Origin of the sequence: Methylomonas sp. Kb3 (assembly GCF_002834115.1) — a bacterium.
GTDB lineage: Bacteria > Pseudomonadota > Gammaproteobacteria > Methylococcales > Methylomonadaceae > Methylomonas > Methylomonas defluvii.
On the sequence record NZ_PIZT01000007.1, the window covers coordinates 39,542 to 55,161 of the forward strand.

Annotated in this window: 16 protein-coding genes; 14 read left to right on the forward strand and 2 right to left on the reverse strand. The window is 52.6% G+C overall.

Annotation, left to right across the window (positions count from 1 at the left end):
- Positions 1-47: 47 nt before the first annotated feature.
- Positions 48-740 (forward strand): phosphate regulon transcriptional regulator PhoB, encoded by a 693-nt coding sequence (phoB, locus tag CWO84_RS05585; RefSeq protein WP_033155876.1) that lies wholly within the window; start codon positions 48-50, stop codon positions 738-740.
- Positions 741-746: 6 nt separating this feature from the next.
- Complete coding sequence (gene phoR / locus CWO84_RS05590; RefSeq protein WP_033155877.1) at positions 747-2,021, forward strand: phosphate regulon sensor histidine kinase PhoR; 1,275 nt, start codon at positions 747-749, stop codon at positions 2,019-2,021.
- An 18-nt stretch (positions 2,022-2,039) separates the two neighbouring features.
- Here phoR and CWO84_RS05595 read toward each other — a convergent pair whose 3' ends face one another.
- On the reverse strand, positions 2,040-4,181 hold the full coding sequence (locus tag CWO84_RS05595) for a sensor domain-containing diguanylate cyclase (RefSeq protein ID WP_101052003.1): 2,142 nt from the start codon (positions 4,179-4,181) through the stop codon (positions 2,040-2,042).
- 165 nt (positions 4,182-4,346) lie between these two features.
- On the opposite strand from CWO84_RS05595, the gene CWO84_RS05600 reads away from it, so the two are divergent.
- The 8 genes from CWO84_RS05600 to CWO84_RS05635 all read left to right on the forward strand — a co-directional run bounded on the left by CWO84_RS05600 (position 4,347) and on the right by CWO84_RS05635 (position 11,945).
- Positions 4,347-5,753, forward strand: a complete 1,407-nt coding sequence (locus CWO84_RS05600; protein WP_101052004.1) for a cytochrome ubiquinol oxidase subunit I — start codon at positions 4,347-4,349, stop codon at positions 5,751-5,753.
- The gene (gene cydB, locus CWO84_RS05605; protein ID WP_101052005.1) at positions 5,743-6,834 is read left to right on the forward strand and encodes a cytochrome d ubiquinol oxidase subunit II; all 1,092 of its coding nucleotides are present in this window, start codon (positions 5,743-5,745) and stop codon (positions 6,832-6,834) included. Before CWO84_RS05600 ends, cydB begins: the two co-directional genes overlap by 11 nt.
- 112 nt (positions 6,835-6,946) lie before the next feature.
- On the forward strand, positions 6,947-7,525 hold the full coding sequence (locus CWO84_RS05610; protein ID WP_033155879.1) for a DUF502 domain-containing protein: 579 nt from the start codon (positions 6,947-6,949) through the stop codon (positions 7,523-7,525).
- An 85-nt stretch (positions 7,526-7,610) separates the two neighbouring features.
- A complete protein-coding gene (locus CWO84_RS05615; protein WP_033155880.1) occupies positions 7,611-8,102 on the forward strand; it encodes a CinA family protein in 492 nt (163 codons plus the stop codon).
- A 177-nt stretch (positions 8,103-8,279) separates the two neighbouring features.
- Positions 8,280-9,065 (forward strand): M48 family metallopeptidase, encoded by a 786-nt coding sequence (locus tag CWO84_RS05620; protein WP_033156124.1) that lies wholly within the window; start codon positions 8,280-8,282, stop codon positions 9,063-9,065.
- Positions 9,065-10,267, forward strand: coding sequence for a succinyldiaminopimelate transaminase (dapC, locus tag CWO84_RS05625; protein ID WP_101052006.1), 1,203 nt, complete (start codon positions 9,065-9,067; stop codon positions 10,265-10,267). The genes CWO84_RS05620 and dapC overlap by 1 nt, the downstream gene beginning before the upstream one ends.
- Positions 10,268-10,391: 124 nt before the next feature.
- Entirely contained in the window at positions 10,392-11,210 is an 819-nt protein-coding gene (gene dapD, locus CWO84_RS05630; protein WP_033155882.1) for a 2,3,4,5-tetrahydropyridine-2,6-dicarboxylate N-succinyltransferase, read from the forward strand.
- Between the two features lie 75 nt (positions 11,211-11,285).
- Positions 11,286-11,945: a hypothetical protein gene (locus tag CWO84_RS05635; protein ID WP_033155883.1), complete on the forward strand. Its 660-nt coding sequence runs from the start codon at positions 11,286-11,288 to the stop codon at positions 11,943-11,945.
- Positions 11,946-12,010: 65 nt separating this feature from the next.
- Here CWO84_RS05635 and CWO84_RS05640 read toward each other — a convergent pair whose 3' ends face one another.
- Positions 12,011-12,727, reverse strand: coding sequence for a hypothetical protein (locus CWO84_RS05640; protein ID WP_033155884.1), 717 nt, complete (start codon positions 12,725-12,727; stop codon positions 12,011-12,013).
- Positions 12,728-13,013: 286 nt separating this feature from the next.
- Between CWO84_RS05640 and CWO84_RS05645 the strand changes: the two genes are divergently transcribed.
- From CWO84_RS05645 to dapE, 4 genes are all read left to right on the forward strand, one after another.
- Positions 13,014-13,451 carry a hypothetical protein gene (locus tag CWO84_RS05645; protein ID WP_101052008.1) on the forward strand — a complete coding sequence of 146 codons (438 nt, stop codon included), beginning with the start codon at positions 13,014-13,016 and terminating at the stop codon, positions 13,449-13,451.
- Between the two features lie 359 nt (positions 13,452-13,810).
- Positions 13,811-14,056, forward strand: coding sequence for a hypothetical protein (locus CWO84_RS05650; protein WP_033155885.1), 246 nt, complete (start codon positions 13,811-13,813; stop codon positions 14,054-14,056).
- A 6-nt stretch (positions 14,057-14,062) separates the two neighbouring features.
- Complete coding sequence (locus CWO84_RS05655; protein ID WP_101052009.1) at positions 14,063-14,401, forward strand: ArsC family reductase; 339 nt, start codon at positions 14,063-14,065, stop codon at positions 14,399-14,401.
- Positions 14,401-15,531 carry a succinyl-diaminopimelate desuccinylase gene (dapE, locus tag CWO84_RS05660; protein WP_101052010.1) on the forward strand — a complete coding sequence of 377 codons (1,131 nt, stop codon included), beginning with the start codon at positions 14,401-14,403 and terminating at the stop codon, positions 15,529-15,531. The genes CWO84_RS05655 and dapE overlap by 1 nt, the downstream gene beginning before the upstream one ends.
- The last annotated feature ends 89 nt before the right edge of the window (positions 15,532-15,620 follow it).

Below are 15,620 nucleotides of genomic sequence, written 5' to 3' on the forward strand. Positions count from 1 at the left end.
GCTGCTAAATTAGCCTAATCCTTGGACCCTTTAGACTAAACATGCTTATGTCGAACTTGAAAATCCTGGTCGTGGAAGACGAAGAAGCGATCAGGGAGATGCTGGTCATGGTGCTGGAACAGGCCAATTTGACGGTGATCGCCGTTGGCAGTGCCGAGCAGGCCCGGGAGAGTTTGGCCGATAATATGGTGGATTTGATTATTCTGGACTGGATGCTGCCGGGCATCAGCGGCGTGGAATTGGCCAGACGCTTGAAAAACGAGCCGGGTTACAAGGAATTGCCTATTATTTTGCTCACTGCGCGCGGCGAGGAAGAAGACAAAATTCGCGGCTTGGAAATTGGTGCGGACGATTATGTGACCAAGCCTTTTTCACCGAAAGAACTGATCGCCCGGATCAAGGCCGTGATGCGTCGCAGCGGGAAGTTGTCGGAATCCGGACAGCTCAGCGTCGGCGATCTCACTTTGGATGCCGAGCAACACAAACTGACTATCGCCGGCCGCAGTCTGGAAGTCAGTCCTACCGAGTTTAGATTGATGCAGTTTTTTATGACCAATCCCGACAAGGTCTACAGCCGAACCCATTTGCTGGATCAGGTCTGGGGGCGTAGCGTGTACATAGAGGAGCGTACCGTGGATGTGCATATTCGCCGCTTGCGCAAAATTCTGGCCGAATATGGCCGCGAGGAACTGATCCAGACCGTACGCGGATTCGGTTACCGCTTTTCGATGGCAGACTGATTATTCATGCAGCGTTGGCAGCGGGAAATAAATATTGCTATTGCTTTACTGATACCGGCTTTACTGCTGAGTTTTTTTGTCGGGCACCTCAGCTATTTCTTATTGGCAATCACCCTTTTTCTCTACATTAAGCAATCGATCAACGTGAGCCGCCTTGAGCGTTGGTTAAGCCAGGGCGGCCGCGGAGAGCGCCCCGATTTTAAAGGGATCTGGGGCGATATCTACTACCACTTTTATAAAATTCGCAAAAGCCAAAAACGCCAGAAGAAGAAGTTGGGCAAAATGCTGGATGGGTTTCGCAAATCGACCAGCGCCTTGCCTGACGCCATTGTGGTACTAGGCAGCTACGGCGAAATCGAGTGGAGCAACAAAGTGGCCTATGACTATCTGGGCCTGAAACGTTCCGATAACGGGCAGCGGATTCCTAACTTGGTCCGGCACCCGTTGTTTATTCAGTACCTGAAGGATCAGGATTACCACAACAAGGTTTGTATTCCTTCGCCGATCAACGAAAACATGATTTTGCAAATCGGTATCTTCCCTTACGGTGCCGGCTTACGTTTGTTGATGGCGCAGGATGTCACCCATCTAAAGAATATCGAACGGATGCGTACCGACTTTGTGGCCAATGTCTCGCACGAATTACGCACGCCGATTACCGTGTTGCGTGGTTATCTGGAGACCTTGCAGGAACTTGACGACGGTAGCAGTCCTTACACGCGCTCATTCCAAAACATGGCGGCACAGACCGAGCGCATGCAAGCTTTGATCGATGATCTACTGCTACTGGCGCGCCTGGAGAGCAAAACCAAGAAATTCGAATGCGTGAATATTCCTGATTTGCTCGTGCAGGTTTGCCAGGAAAGCGATTTGTTGGAAAAGGACGAGCGCCGGGTCGAGCTGGTGTTGGATAGCCGAGCCAATGTGCGTGGCGATATGGAGGAGTTGCGTAGCGCTTTCAGCAATCTGTTGGTCAATGCCATGAAATATTCGCAGCCTAGCTCGCCGGTTAAAGTGAGTTGGCGGGGCAAGCCCGACGGCAGCGTTTATTTTGAAGTGGAAGATTTTGGCGACGGCATCTCCAGTGTGGACATTCCCCGGATTACCGAACGCTTTTACCGCGCCGAAGTGAAACGCAATCAAAAAATCCCCGGCACCGGTTTGGGGCTGGCCATCGTCAAGCATGTGTTGGTCAGGCACGATGCCAAGCTGGACATTGAAAGCCAACTGGGCAGAGGCAGTAAATTCCGCTGCGTGTTTCCGCGGCAGCGCCTGTGTTGAGGCTTGGCTGAATCGCGGTTAAAACGCGGTCGGCGGATTGGCGAATCGGTAAGTTTGTGAGGCGGCTTTTTTGGAGGCATTCATAGCGGCTTGTTTCAGCGCTTCGGTATTGTCGGCATGGTCAGGGCAGATGGCGATACCGATACGGCAATTGAGTTGGGCTGTATCGTGTTCCAGCGTAAACGGTTCGGCGAGTTTTTCGATAATTAATTGCGCGACGCGCTCAGTGCTGTCGGTTTTTTCCAGCTCGGTAAGGATGACCGCAAATTCCGCACCATCCATTCGCGCCACCAAATCGGTTTCCCGCACATTCGCTAGCACGCGCTGCGCGGCTTCCTGCAAGATGCTGTCGCCTTGCGCATAACCAAAGCGCTCGTTAATGTCTTTGAAGTGCTCGATGTCCACCACCAGCAATGCCAAAAACCAGCCGCCGCGCTGCGCTTTTTTAATGTCTTGCTCCAGTCTGTCGTAAAACAGGCGGCGATTGCCAACACCCGTGAGCGGATCTAAATTAACCTGTTTCCACAGTTGTTCTTCACCAAGCTTACGTTGGGTGATGTCGAAAAACAGGCCAATACGCTTTAGCGGTAGTCCGTTGCGGTCGAAAATGGTGTTGATGTTGAGCTGCTCGACATAAAGTTCGCCGTTTTTACGTCGATTCCAGATTTCGCCCTGCCATTTTCCTTTGCTATTGATGATTTGCCACATGGATTGAAAAAAACTATCGTCATGCCGGCCGGAGCCCAGAATCCGGGCGTTCTTGCCGATTATTTCTTCGGCGGAGTAACCGGTAATGCGACTGAATGCCGGGTTAATCGAGACGATGGTGGCATCCGCTTCGGTGATCATCATCGCTTCGCTGCAATTTTGGTAAAACAACATCCCTAGTTGCCGATCTTCTTCAGCCAATTTGTGTGCCGTGATGTCTTGCAGAATACCGGTCATGCGCGGGCTATTGCCGATTTGGTGGCAACCGGAGCCGCGAATCCAGCGGATTGCGCCGTCGATGCGGCGGATGCGGCATTCGAAATTCCAATTGCTGTGTTGGGTGCAGGCAGTTTGGAAACCGGCATTGACCATATCTCGATGTTCCGGTGTGACATGGCCGAGAAATGTATGATAGGTCCAATGCGGCAGCAGTTGGCTGTAGCCGAAAATTTGATCGTGTATGGCCGTGCGTTGCACCGAATAATCTTGCAAATCCAGATCCCAGGCGCCGGTATCGATGGTTTCCAATGCAAAACTCAAGCGGGCTTCACTTTGTTGCAAGGCCTGGTTGATTTGTTGTTGATGGAATAAAGTCAGGGCCAACGGTATGCCCACGCTAGCCAGGATGAACAGGTAAAACCAGATGTTTAGCAGGCCGCTTTGCAGGTGTATGGTGGCGAATGCGCCCAACTGATGTTGCAATCCCCACAGGGATTGAATGGCGCTCATGGTCACCAAAAGCAGCACGCCGTGACGGCCGAATCTGACAGCCGCCCAAACCACAAACAGGAAGGCCCAATAAGTTTCGCCGTAAGCGTTCAGCAGGTTGGGAAACCAGCTTAAAAACACCGCCTGGCCGCTCAAAAAACTCGTTGCTATGAAGGCCAGCGTTTCCAGTAAGCGTTTGGGGGCGAACCAGTCTTTCGGCCAGTGTCGCCAGATCAGAATTAAAGGCGTGACCAAGGCGATTCCCAATACATCGGCCATCCACCAGTGCCGCATACTGGGCAGCAGGGCTTCGGCAGGCAGATACTTGCTTAAAAACAAGGTCATGGGGCCGATCAGTGCGCTGAAACAGGCGGCGATGATGCCTGTCAAAGTCAGCCAGGCAAAATCCCGCGGGTGCCGTAGCGATAGAGAAAAGCCTGGGTTGCCGAGCAGTAGCCAGGCGCCAAGCCAGGATTCCAGGATATTGCCGGTAGCGATGCAGGCGGAGATTAACCAGGAGTCGCCGACCAGCATGCCGGCCAGAAACGCGCCGATGAATACGCCCGGCCAATAGCGCTTGCCGCCCAACAGAAAAGTGGCCATCCCCAGGCCGGCTGGAAACCAAACCAGCGTGACATTGCCGTTGTCGGAAAAAAAAGCCAATACCAGTTTGGCCAGCATGGCGTAGAGCAGGGCTATAGCGACTATTTTCAGTCCAACGATGTGGCGCGGAGTAAAGCCCATGAGGTTTTGGAATGTGTGCTTGTAAGTTGAAAAGTGTATATCAGTCGTCTGTATTCTCCAGTTTTTCACGCGGGTTTTAATGCGAATCGGTCGAGAAAAATCGCAGACAAACAAGTGGATAACTCTATAATTGCCCGCATTTTTGAGCTTGACCGAGGAGTGGGGATGATTTCCGAAGCGGTTGTTGAGTTATCGCGGGCGCAGTTTGCGCTGCATGCAGTGCAATATTTTCTATTCGTACCTTTGACGCTGGGTTTATCGCTCTTGTTGGCGGCTATGGAATCCTGGTTTGTATTCAGCGGGCAGGGCGTTTATCAACGTATCACCCAGTTCTGGGGCAAGTTGTTCGCGATTGGTTTTGGCTTGAATATGGCTTCTTCTTTGGTGATGGCGAGTCAATTCGGCACTCATTGGTCGTATTTTGCGCATTATGTCGGCGATGTGTTTGCCTTGCCTTTATTGTTGGGGTTTGCCGGTTTGTTTATAGCTGCCAACGGCCTGGGCTGGTTTTTATTTGGCTGGCAGCGCCTGGGTAAAGGCACACATTTGGCGGTAACTTGGCTAATCGCGATTGGCTGTCACTTGAGTTTTTTCGGCTTTCTGATCGCCAGCGGCTGGATGCAAAATCCCGTGGGTGCGGAATTGAACACCCAAACGCTGCGCCTGGAGTTGCTCGATGTATCGTTGGTGCTGAGCAATCCGCTGGCTTGGGCGAAATTTGCGCATAGTTTGCTGGCCGGTTATGTGGTGGCGGCTGGTTTTGTGTTGGCTATCAGTGCTTACTATTTACTGAAGCAGCGCGAAACCGAATTGGCGCAACGTTCTTACCGGATGGCTGCTGCTTTGGGTTTGGCGAGTGTGATCGCTACGATGGCGATAGGCGATGCCAGTGTTTATGGTGCCGGCGCGATGCAGCATAACAAATTGGCGGCCATTAACGGTCTGCCCAATGATGCGACTTTGGCACAAAATCGCCAGCGCATCGGCAATGGCATAAAAGCTTACACAATCTTGCAAGAATTGCGCGACGACAAAACAGAGCCGGAACTGCTGGCGGCGTTTGCCGCCGCCAAAGTGGATTTGGGTTACGGCTTATTGCTGAAGCGTTGGCGGGAAAGCGTGACCGATGCCAGTCCGGCGCAGATAGAACAAGCCGTTAGCGCCAGCGTGCCGGCTAGCGGGCGTTTGTATTGGGGATATAGACTGATGATTGCGGCCGGTGCCTTGCTGGCGCTGCTGTTTGTAGCGGCAAACGCGGTCAATATCGTCGGTTGGCGGCATGCCTGGTTGTTCAAGGCCAGTGTTTATGCCTTGCCGTTGCCGTGGTTGGCGAGTGCCAGCGGCTGGTTTATCTCGGAGTTCGGCCGGCAGCCTTGGCTGGTGGCCGATATGCTGCCCATCTGGCAAGGGGTATCCACATTGGCTGTCGCCGATCTGGCAGTCAGTCTGGCGGCTTACGGTTTGACCTATGCCGGCCTGCTGGCGTTGGCCGTCATGTTAACTTTAAAGTTTATCGGGCAGGGCTGCGCCACAGTGTTGCCGATTAACCAGGAGCCGAGTTATGTTGCTTGATTATGAAATGCTGCGCTTGATCTGTTGGGGCGTGTTGGGCTTGTTCGTGATCGGTTTTGTGCTGAGCAGCGGTATCGAGATCGGTGTCAGTCTGTTGTTACCCTTTTTGCATATTTCCGAAGCGCAGCGCGCCGAGCTGGTCGCCAGGTTGGCGCCAACCAGCGCCGGGAATCAAGTCTGGCTATTGGTAACGATCAGTGTATTGTTTGTCGGTTGGCCGACAGTGTATGCGGCGACGTTTGCCAGCTTCCAACCTTTGCTATTGTTGATGGTGTTATCGCTATTCGTGCGGCCTTTGGGCTGGTATTTCAGAGCTAGCGTGACGCGCGAGGATAGTCTGAAAAAATGGGATAAGGCCTTGTTTATCAGTGGCTTGTTGCCGGCGGCGCTGTTGGGGGTGATGGCCGGCAATCTGTTGAAAGGCGTGCCGTTTCATTTAGCCAGTGATATGCACATTGCTTTTCTGGGCAGTTTTTCCGGGCTGTTCAGTCCGTTTGTGTCCTTGGTTGGTGCTACCTGTGTAGCCTTATTGGCAGTGCATGGCGCGATTTATCTGCAAACGCATAGCCAAGACGAGCTATACCAGCGCAGTAAGGCGCTGGTCATGTCCAGCGGTCTGGCGTTTTTGGTGTTGTTTGCGTTGGCCGGCGGTTGGATTACTCATCTGGAGGGTTATCACGTCAGCACCGAGATTATGCCGAATGGGGTTTCCAACCCATTGACCAAATTTGTGAAACGCGGCGACGGTTTGTGGCTGGACAATTACGAGCACGAACCGGCCTTATGGGCCTTGCCCGCTCTAGCCTTTGTCTGCGGCATAGCCGCGTTGGTGTTGTCCCGTCTGGATAGAGCGTATTGGGCGTTGCTGGCTAGTGCCGTGATGGTGGTGATGGTGATTTTAACCATGGGAGTGTCCTTGTTTCCGTTCTTGGCGCCGTCCAATATCTCTTTAAATAGTTCTTTGACTATTTGGGATGCCAGCGCCAGTCTGACGACCTTGAGCGCGCTGCTGTGCCTGACGGGAGTAATGCTGCCGCTGATGGCGATTGCCACGCGCGGCCTTTATAAAATATTACCTTGAGTGCGGCTAGGGGTGTTTCGGAGGCAATGCATGCATCGAGACTTCCTTAACCGGCGTAACTCTGCTAAAACCTAGTTTCCTAACAACTATAATTAATAAAGGTAGGCGCATCATGAAGAAAATCCTTAACCACACCCTGATCGGCATTCTGGCGTTTATACCGGTTATGGTGATTGTACAAATCGTGTTGTTCGTGAAAGACCGACTTACCGATTTGTTTCAATTCGTTTACGGTTATTCCGATAATTATCTGGTGACATTTCTGTTGTTTGCCGCCAGTTTCGCGACCATTACCTATGTGGGGAGTCGGGTCAGCCTGGGCCGGTTTTCCATCATCGCGATGTTCGAACACCTGATCGAGCGCATCCCGCTGTTAAGTACGATTTACCGGGTGACCAAGAAACTGGTGAACATGATTGCCGGCCATCAATTGCAAGAGCCGCGCGAAGTGGTGTACATCGAATATCCAAAGGAGGGCATTTGGGTACCTGCCTACGTAACCAACAAGACCGACGACCGTTATGTGTTGTTTGTGCCGACTTCGCCTAATCCTACTTCAGGGTTTGCGGTGATTGTTCACGAATCGAAAGTGGTTAAATCGGACATGAGCATCGAGCAAGTGACCAGCTTTATCATCAGCGTCGGCGCCGATTTCGAAAAAGTCTCGGAAATCGCCAAATTGCCTAAGTAAATTCGCCCGTCTGTTGCAGCGATGACCTTTTCGCTGCAACAAAATCCCTTTTCGGCTTGATGCCGTATCAGCTAACCGGACTGCCATGCACGATCCAAGCTATTTACTCGCCGAAGCGCTCGGCAATCGACTAAACACCCTGAGTCTACGTCTGGCTTTGGCGGAATCCTGCACCGGAGGCGGTATTGCCAAGGCAATTACCGATGTGCCGGGCAGTTCCGGATGGTTTGATCGGGGTTTTGTCACCTACAGCAACGATGCCAAGATCGATATGCTGGGTGTCAAACCGGAGACTTTGGCGAGAGTGGGGGCGGTTAGCGAGGAGACTGCTTTGGAAATGGTGGCGGGCACTTTGACCAATAGCCTGGCCGATCTGGCTTTGGCCGTCACCGGTATTGCCGGGCCGGACGGCGGCACGCCGGTAAAGCCGGTCGGAACCGTATTTATCGCCTGGCAAATGCGCGGCGCTAAAGGCGCTTGTTTGCAGAAACAATTCAGCGGCGACCGGCAGTCGATACGCCAGCAGGCAACGCTGTTTTGCTTGCAGCAACTTTTACACATGCTGGAAAACGCCTAATCCCGGCGATTTTTATTTCTTCGACAGCGTCTGATCCAGGTATTTTCAAGAGCTGTTCTGTAAATAGCCTGGGTTCAATCCGGAGTCGGAATAAGGCTTGATCGGCCAAAAAGCTTTTAACTCCGGCTCACAAGTTACGTTAAAATGTCGCTTCTTTTGCTTGCGGATGTTGTCGCCATGTTGAAAAAATTCCTGCTTTCCACGGCTGTTTTCTTAGCGCTAACTGCTTGCGCTACTAGCCCTACCGGCCGCTCCCAGTTTATCTACATGTCCGATAATCAGGTCGATCAAATGGGCTTGCAATCCTTCAGCGACATGAAAAGCAAAAACCCTATTACGCAAAACCCACGCTACAGTCAATTTGCTAGCTGTGTGGCGCAAGCCATTACCCAACAAACCGGCGGGCAATGGGAAGTGGTGGTGTTTGAAGATGAAACCCTGAATGCGTTTGCATTGCCTGGCAACAAAATTGGTGTACATACCGGTCTGATCAATCTGGTCGACAATCAAGATCAACTGGCGGCGGTGATAGGTCACGAGGTAGGCCACGTCCTGGCGCGCCACAGTAATGAGCGTTTGTCGCAGGAAACCGCGGTCAGCACCGGATTATCGATGGTGCAAGCCGTGTCGCAGCCGCAAACCGCATTGGGGCAAACTGCGCTGGGCTTATTAGGCGTTGGTGCCCAATACGGTGTCATTCTGCCGTTCAGCCGGGTGCATGAAACCGAAGCCGATACCATCGGTTTGGATTTAATGGCCAAAGCGGGATTTGATCCGCGGCAGAGCGTGAATTTGTGGTTGAAAATGGATAAGGCTGCGCAGGGCGGCCAACCTATCGAATTTATGTCCACCCATCCATCGCACGGTAGCCGCATCGAGAACTTGAATCAGCATATGAATCAAGCGTTGCAGATGCAGCAACAAGCCCGAAACAATGGCAGACAACCGCATTGCAGCAAATAATGAATCCGCATTTATCGCAATTACATCCGTATCCGTTTGAAAAACTGGCTACGCTGAAACAAGGCATTACGCCGCCGGCCGACAAAGCGCATATTGCTTTGTCGATTGGCGAACCGAAACACGCCACCCCGCATTTTATCCAGGAGGCCTTGCTAAGGCACTTGCACGGTTTGACCCAATATCCCACCACCAAAGGTTTGCCTGAGTTGCGCCAGGCCATTGCCGACTGGACCTGCCGCAGGTTTGGGATTCCGACCGGCGGTGTGGATGCCGAAACCCAGGTATTGCCGGTCAACGGCACTCGCGAGGCTTTGTTCTCCTTGGTGCAGGCGGTGATTGATCCGGCAGAGAAGCCGGTGGTAATCATGCCCAATCCGTTTTATCAGATCTACGAAGGCGCGGCCTTGTTGGCTGGCGCCGAGCCGTATTATCTGAATACCGTGGAAGCCGATGGTTATTTGCCGGATTTCGACAGCGTGCCGGAGGCGATTTGGCAACGCTGCCAACTGATGTTTATTTGCTCGCCGGGCAATCCAACCGGCACGGTGCTGACACCAGCCGATCATCTGAAATTATTGGCTTTTGCCGAAAAGTACGATTTTGTGATTGCCTCGGACGAATGCTACACCGAACTGTACGACGACGAGGCCCATCCGCCGCAAGGCTTGCTGCAAAGCGCTTATCAGGCCGGCATTACCGATTTCAAACGCTGCGTGATTTTCCAAAGTCTGTCCAAGCGTTCCAATGCGCCGGGTTTGCGTTCCGGCTTTGTCGCCGGCGACGCCGAGGTGTTGAAACAGTATTTTAAATACCGCACCTACCACGGCTGCCCGATGCCGGTGCCGACCCAGCACGCCAGCATCGCCGCCTGGAACGACGAAGAGCACGTCAAGCATAACCGCCAGTTGTACCGAGACAAATTCAGCGCATTTATCGAAATTTTGCAGGATGTGTGCGAGATCAGCCGGCCGCCGGCCAGCTTTTACACTTGGCTCAAGACGCCAATCTCGGATACGGAGTTTGCGCGTGAGTTGTTTGCCCAGCAAAACATTACGGTGTTGCCTGGTAGTTACCTTTCTCGCGAGAGCGGCGGCATCAATCCCGGCGCCAATCATGTGCGGATAGCCCTGGTCGCGCCTATTGAAGAGTGTGTAGAAGCCGCGCAACGGATTAAAGCATTTCTCAATGAAAACAAGCCGTAGGAATTTCCCCTCTTTGAAAAAGAGGGGCTAGGGGAGATTTTTAGATAAATCCCCCTCGATCCCCCTTTTACAAAGGGGGAAGAAACCCAGACCCTTTTTTAAAACCATTCCAAGAAGTGAAGCCATGTCAAACCTGGAAAACATCATCAACGACGCCTTTGAAAACCGCGCCGAAATCAGCTCGTCCACCGTCTCAACCGAAGTGCGTAACGCGGTTGCCGAAGCCTTGAATATGCTTGATAAAGGCGAAGCTCGCGTCGCCGAGAAAAAAGACGGCGATTGGGTCACCAATCAATGGCTGAAAAAAGCGGTGCTGCTGTCGTTTCGCATCAATGAAAACAAAGTCATCGAAAGCGGCGACGTGCGCTATTACGACAAGGTGCCGACCAAATTCGGCCAGTACAGCGAAGCCGACTTTGCTCAAGCCGGCGTCCGCGTGGTGCCCAACGCAGTAGCCCGTTACGGTTCTTACATAGCGCCGGGCGCGATCCTGATGCCGTCATACGTCAACATCGGCGCTTACGTCGATAGCGGCACCATGGTCGACACCTGGGTAACGGTCGGTTCCTGCGCGCAAATCGGTAAAAACGTGCATTTGTCCGGCGGCGTCGGCATCGGTGGCGTATTGGAGCCTCTGCAAGCCAACCCCACCATCATCGGTGACAACTGCTTCATCGGCGCCCGCTCGGAAATCGTGGAAGGCGTGATCGTCGAAGACAACTGTGTGGTATCGATGGGCGTCTACATCGGCCAAAGCACCAAAATCTTCAACCGCATGACCGGCGAAATCAGCTACGGTCGCATTCCAGCCGGTTCCGTGGTCGTCTCCGGCAACTTGCCCAGCAAAGATGGTAGCCACAGCCTGTATTGCGCGGTGATTATCAAGCAAGTGGACGAGAAAACTCGCAGCAAAACCGGGATTAATGAGTTGTTGCGGGATTGAATTTAGCGTCAGAACGGTAAGCTGGGTAGCGCGGAAGTGAAACCCAGCCACGGTCAAAAACGGAAGGATTGAGAGATGCTCAAAAAAACTAGAATGATTGTAGGTTTAGTTATCTCGTCGCTCGCTTTGGTGTCGATGTCTTTAGCCGCCAACGCAAGTAACGAATATGCGGAAAGCAGCATAGGTGATTTCAATTCCGGCCAATTGTTTACCTTGCAGGATACGAACAATATCTTTAAGGGCACCCATGGCTGGTCTGACGAAGGTAACTTCGATGGTTTCCGGTTTGTCGTTCAAGAAGGTCGGCAAGCCATCATAGATTTTAACTATTCCTTTATAGGGCTTGCGGCGAATGAAGCCCAAGCTTGGGTTTGGGATCTCAGTTCGTTACCGGCCGGAACTTCCGCTTGCACTCCGCAAGCCGGTTTAGCTGACAGCTGTTCTTTCGTATTCGGTTCTCAGCACATCACTAGCCAAATCTTCGAGTCGCAAGCAGGTTTTGCCAATCCGTCTTCCTGGAATTTTGTCAACTTCGATCAACTCAGGTTAACTGCTGGAACTTATCTTTTGGCCGATAATTTTCGCTTTGATAACTTAAGTGCAAGCCAAACAATTACTGGGGTGTTTTCTTATTCCATCAATATTCAACAGACCCCGGTCCCATTGCCTGCGTCGGTGTTGTTGTTCGGAACTTTTTTTTGGATGCCGCCACTGTTTCGCCGATTGACCATGTAGCCTTGATCGAACGAAGCGGAATATGGGGAGAAGGTCTGTCCGCTTCGTACCTACAAATTCAATAACTAACCCGCAAATCTCACTCTCTCCGCCCGAATCGTAAACACCATTACCAACTCCTCATCCTGTTGCAAGGTCAGCGGCGTCGGCAGGCCGTCCGGGCCGGGTTGTTTGCCGATGATAGGCTCGATACAGACATACTCGGCTTTTTTGTCGCTCCAAATGCCAAACGCCAATGCCAGGCTTGCCGACAATGGCGAGATGTCGCAAGTCATTGTGACCACGTAATCTGCTGTGCTTAACTGGATCGGCGCCGCTGGCGAGTTGGCGTGATGTACTCTCAAGCTATCGTGCGGGAGCGTTGCAACTTCGATCTGCGTGTCCGCAATATCGATAAAACTGTTGGGCGAAATCGAAAAATAGGGGTGAAAGCCGGGGCGTACCAAGGCGGTTTCCGACACCGCGCGAATGCGGGTGCTGACGGTCAGGGTTTTGCTGTTTGCTTCCGTCTGCTCCTGCCAATCGGTAATTACCTCGATGCTGCCCCAGTTAGTTTCGTCAGGCGCCGTGAGGTTTTTTTGGTGAGGTAGATCAGTCTCGCAAGGCGTTATGCGGTATTCGCCGTGTTTAAGCGCGAAAGGCGGCGATAATTCTTCAAAATTGGGTATGCACAGGTACACACCGCCGCGCGAACCGCCGTCGGCTTTGTCGTGTAAGGGGTGGATAATATGAATGTCGTCTAACTGCCAATTGACTAGGGTGCCTGTGTCGGTGAATTTCATGAGGGAAAATGTATCCTGTGCTGGAATGGTTTTACGGTATTGGGTATGGCTATATTTGAGTGAGTTTGCAGGGGCCGCGATGCGGCATAAGTTGCAAGTCTGCGGTCATGGGTCTCAAAAATAAGTGCCTTGAGGGCTATTGTAAACAACGGGGCAGGGAATATGGGGGATTTCAGGTTGCCTTGATGATGTTTCTGTAACCGGTCGCTGCCGATAGGCTCAGGATTGTCGAATTTTCGACTGTAATAAAATTAAGCTGTAACCTTGTTTTATCCAGGTCGAGACGATGCAAACAACCGATATTTTTTCCTTGAAAAGTCACGCCGGCGAATATCAAGATTGGCCATTGCAGACCCAATTACTGATAAATGGCTTGCCGAGCTCGTCTTATGTGCCCGGCTATCGGCTTTTGCATCAATTTCAAACTCCCGCGCATGAATACCTGTTAATTTGCGATTGGGATTGCCCCTTTGAAGAAGCCACAGAGATAATCTTGCTGGATTGCCAGTTCAACGTGCTGGCGGTGCGTTCGTTTGGCGTGCCCTACGGCTCTTTCTGGCTGGACGAGGTGTGGGTGTTGGACGATGCCAACCTCAAGCTTAGGTTTTTTCGAGATGAGGATTGGCAAGTGACTATCACGCCGCAAAACGTCCCTTGCCTGCATTTTTCAAGCAGAAGCTGGCTGCCGGTGTTTAGAACGCGGATACAGTTAAAACGGCTTTAAGCAGATAGATCGACCGGAGGCGGTCTGCCGCTCGGGTTTTTACGGCTATGAAGACCTAGAGAGGAGTTTTCCGAACCAACCGATGTAATTGCAAATGTAGCTGGTAAGCTGGTCCTGAGAATCGAAACGGGAGTATGCCCGGCGGAAAATAGCCGATCAGGGAAAGTATGACGGCGCGCGAGGGAGTTTTAACGCATGGCAAGGATGAGCGGCTATGCGTTACAATGCGGGCATAAGTTTCAAGGAGGCAACACAGCATGAATGCGAACCCTTTCGATACGCTGCCTACGCGCAGTTGATTTAATCGCCGCCAGTTGCCGGCCCCGTTTTTCTCTTCAATCCTAACCTGCGAGCACACCATGCCAGAAAATATTTCCAATAATGCCCTAATCCTCGCCCTGTTATCTCTGAACGGCGAGATCGCTATTCAAAAAGACTACCTGGAATCCGATGAAATTCCGGAAGACGAGGTAGCCGATGAGGAAGAAGTGCTGGACGATTTGGAGCAGGCTTTCATGGAGTTTGTGGACGTTTACAAAGCGCGTGCCCACGCCGATAAAACCTTGCCTAGCCTGGAAGAATTGTTGGCCGGCGAAGAAGGCTAATAATCCATGTTGGTAATGTACGGCATCAAGAACTGCGATAGCGTTAAAAAGGCGCGCACTTGGCTGGAGGCGCGGCACATTGCCTACCGCTTCCACGACTATCGAATCGATGGCCTGGATGCGGCTTTGCTGCAACGCTTTGTCGATGCGCTGGGCCTGGATGCCGTGCTTAACCAACGCAGCACCAGCTGGCGTCAGTTGGACGATGACCAAAAATCCGATTTAACGCCCGACAAGGCCGTGCAACTCATGCTGGCTGTGCCGACCCTGATCAAGCGCCCGATTCTGGATGATGGACAGCAACTGATCGTCGGCTTCAATCCCGATCAGTATCCTACCGAATAATGAGTGAAACCCTTTCTTTGCTAGAAGCGTTGATTCGTCGCGAATCAGTGACCCCCCACGACGCCGGTTGCCAGGATTTGCTGGCGCAGCGCTTGACCAAGCTTGGCTTTGTTGACGAGCGCCTGAATTTTGCCGATACCCAAAACCTGTGGTTGCGAAAAGGGCAACAGGCGCCGCTGTTCGTGTTTTTAGGGCACACCGATGTTGTGCCGACCGGGCCGCTGGCGGCGTGGGATTCGCCGCCGTTCGAGCCAACCATCCGCGACGGTAAGCTATACGGCCGCGGTGCGGCGGATATGAAGGGCGGCATTGCCGCGTTTGTCACAGCCGTCGAGCGTTTCCTGGCCGAGTATGCCGAACATAAAGGCTCGATAGCGATCATGATGACCAGCGATGAGGAGGGCATAGCCACCCACGGTGTGGTCAAGGTGGTCGAAGTGCTGGAGCAGCGCGGCGAAAAGATCGACTGGTGCTTGGTCGGCGAGCCGTCCAGCGACAAGAAAATCGGCGACGTGATTCGCGTCGGTCGGCGCGGTTCCTTGTGCGCCAAACTGACGGTGCTGGGTATCCAAGGCCACGTGGCTTATCCGGAATTGGCGGAAAATCCGATTCATACGTTTGCACCGGCTTTAAAAGAGTTGACCGAGGAAGTGTGGGATCACGGCAACCAATTCTTTCCGCCGACTCGCTTGCAGGTGTCGAACATCAACGGCGGCACGGGTGCGGAAAACATCATTCCCGGCCAGGTGGAAGTGCAGTTCAATCTGCGGTTTTGCACGGAGCTGGACGAAGCGACCATCAAGGCCCGTACCCAGGCAATTTTGGACAAACACGGCTTTAAATACGATCTGCAATGGCGCTTGTCCGGCAACCCATTCCTGACCTCGCAAGGCGAATTAATCGACGCCACGCATGCCGCGATTGAAAGCGTCTGCGGCTTCCAAACTTTGGACGATACCGGCGGCGGCACCTCCGACGGCCGTTTCATCGCCCCGACTGGCGCACAAGTGATTGAGCTGGGGCCTTTGAATGCCAGTATTCATAAGGTCAACGAGCACATTGGCCTGGACGAGCTGGAAGTTTTAAGCCGAATTTACCAACAGATTTTGGTCAATTTACTGGCGCATTAAGCAGGTTCTTAAAATACAGGCACTCCCGCTTCTGCGGGAGCCCAACTGCCTAAACAGGGTTCGCACCGGGCCCGTGTAAACAATTGTCT

Coding starts and splice junctions, on each gene's coding strand:
- dapC (WP_101052006.1), top strand. CDS start 9,065: ATGAATCCGCATTTATCGCAATTACATCCGTATCCGTTTGAAAAACTG.
- CWO84_RS05610 (WP_033155879.1), top strand. CDS start 6,947: ATGAAGAAAATCCTTAACCACACCCTGATCGGCATTCTGGCGTTTATA.
- CWO84_RS05650 (WP_033155885.1), top strand. CDS start 13,811: ATGCCAGAAAATATTTCCAATAATGCCCTAATCCTCGCCCTGTTATCT.
- CWO84_RS05635 (WP_033155883.1), top strand. CDS start 11,286: ATGCTCAAAAAAACTAGAATGATTGTAGGTTTAGTTATCTCGTCGCTC.
- CWO84_RS05620 (WP_033156124.1), top strand. CDS start 8,280: ATGTTGAAAAAATTCCTGCTTTCCACGGCTGTTTTCTTAGCGCTAACT.
- dapD (WP_033155882.1), top strand. CDS start 10,392: ATGTCAAACCTGGAAAACATCATCAACGACGCCTTTGAAAACCGCGCC.
- CWO84_RS05640 (WP_033155884.1), bottom strand. CDS start 12,727: ATGAAATTCACCGACACAGGCACCCTAGTCAATTGGCAGTTAGACGAC.
- dapE (WP_101052010.1), top strand. CDS start 14,401: ATGAGTGAAACCCTTTCTTTGCTAGAAGCGTTGATTCGTCGCGAATCA.
- CWO84_RS05595 (WP_101052003.1), bottom strand. CDS start 4,181: ATGGGCTTTACTCCGCGCCACATCGTTGGACTGAAAATAGTCGCTATA.
- phoR (WP_033155877.1), top strand. CDS start 747: ATGCAGCGTTGGCAGCGGGAAATAAATATTGCTATTGCTTTACTGATA.
- CWO84_RS05615 (WP_033155880.1), top strand. CDS start 7,611: ATGCACGATCCAAGCTATTTACTCGCCGAAGCGCTCGGCAATCGACTA.
- cydB (WP_101052005.1), top strand. CDS start 5,743: ATGTTGCTTGATTATGAAATGCTGCGCTTGATCTGTTGGGGCGTGTTG.
- phoB (WP_033155876.1), top strand. CDS start 48: ATGTCGAACTTGAAAATCCTGGTCGTGGAAGACGAAGAAGCGATCAGG.
- CWO84_RS05645 (WP_101052008.1), top strand. CDS start 13,014: ATGCAAACAACCGATATTTTTTCCTTGAAAAGTCACGCCGGCGAATAT.
- CWO84_RS05600 (WP_101052004.1), top strand. CDS start 4,347: ATGATTTCCGAAGCGGTTGTTGAGTTATCGCGGGCGCAGTTTGCGCTG.
- CWO84_RS05655 (WP_101052009.1), top strand. CDS start 14,063: ATGTTGGTAATGTACGGCATCAAGAACTGCGATAGCGTTAAAAAGGCG.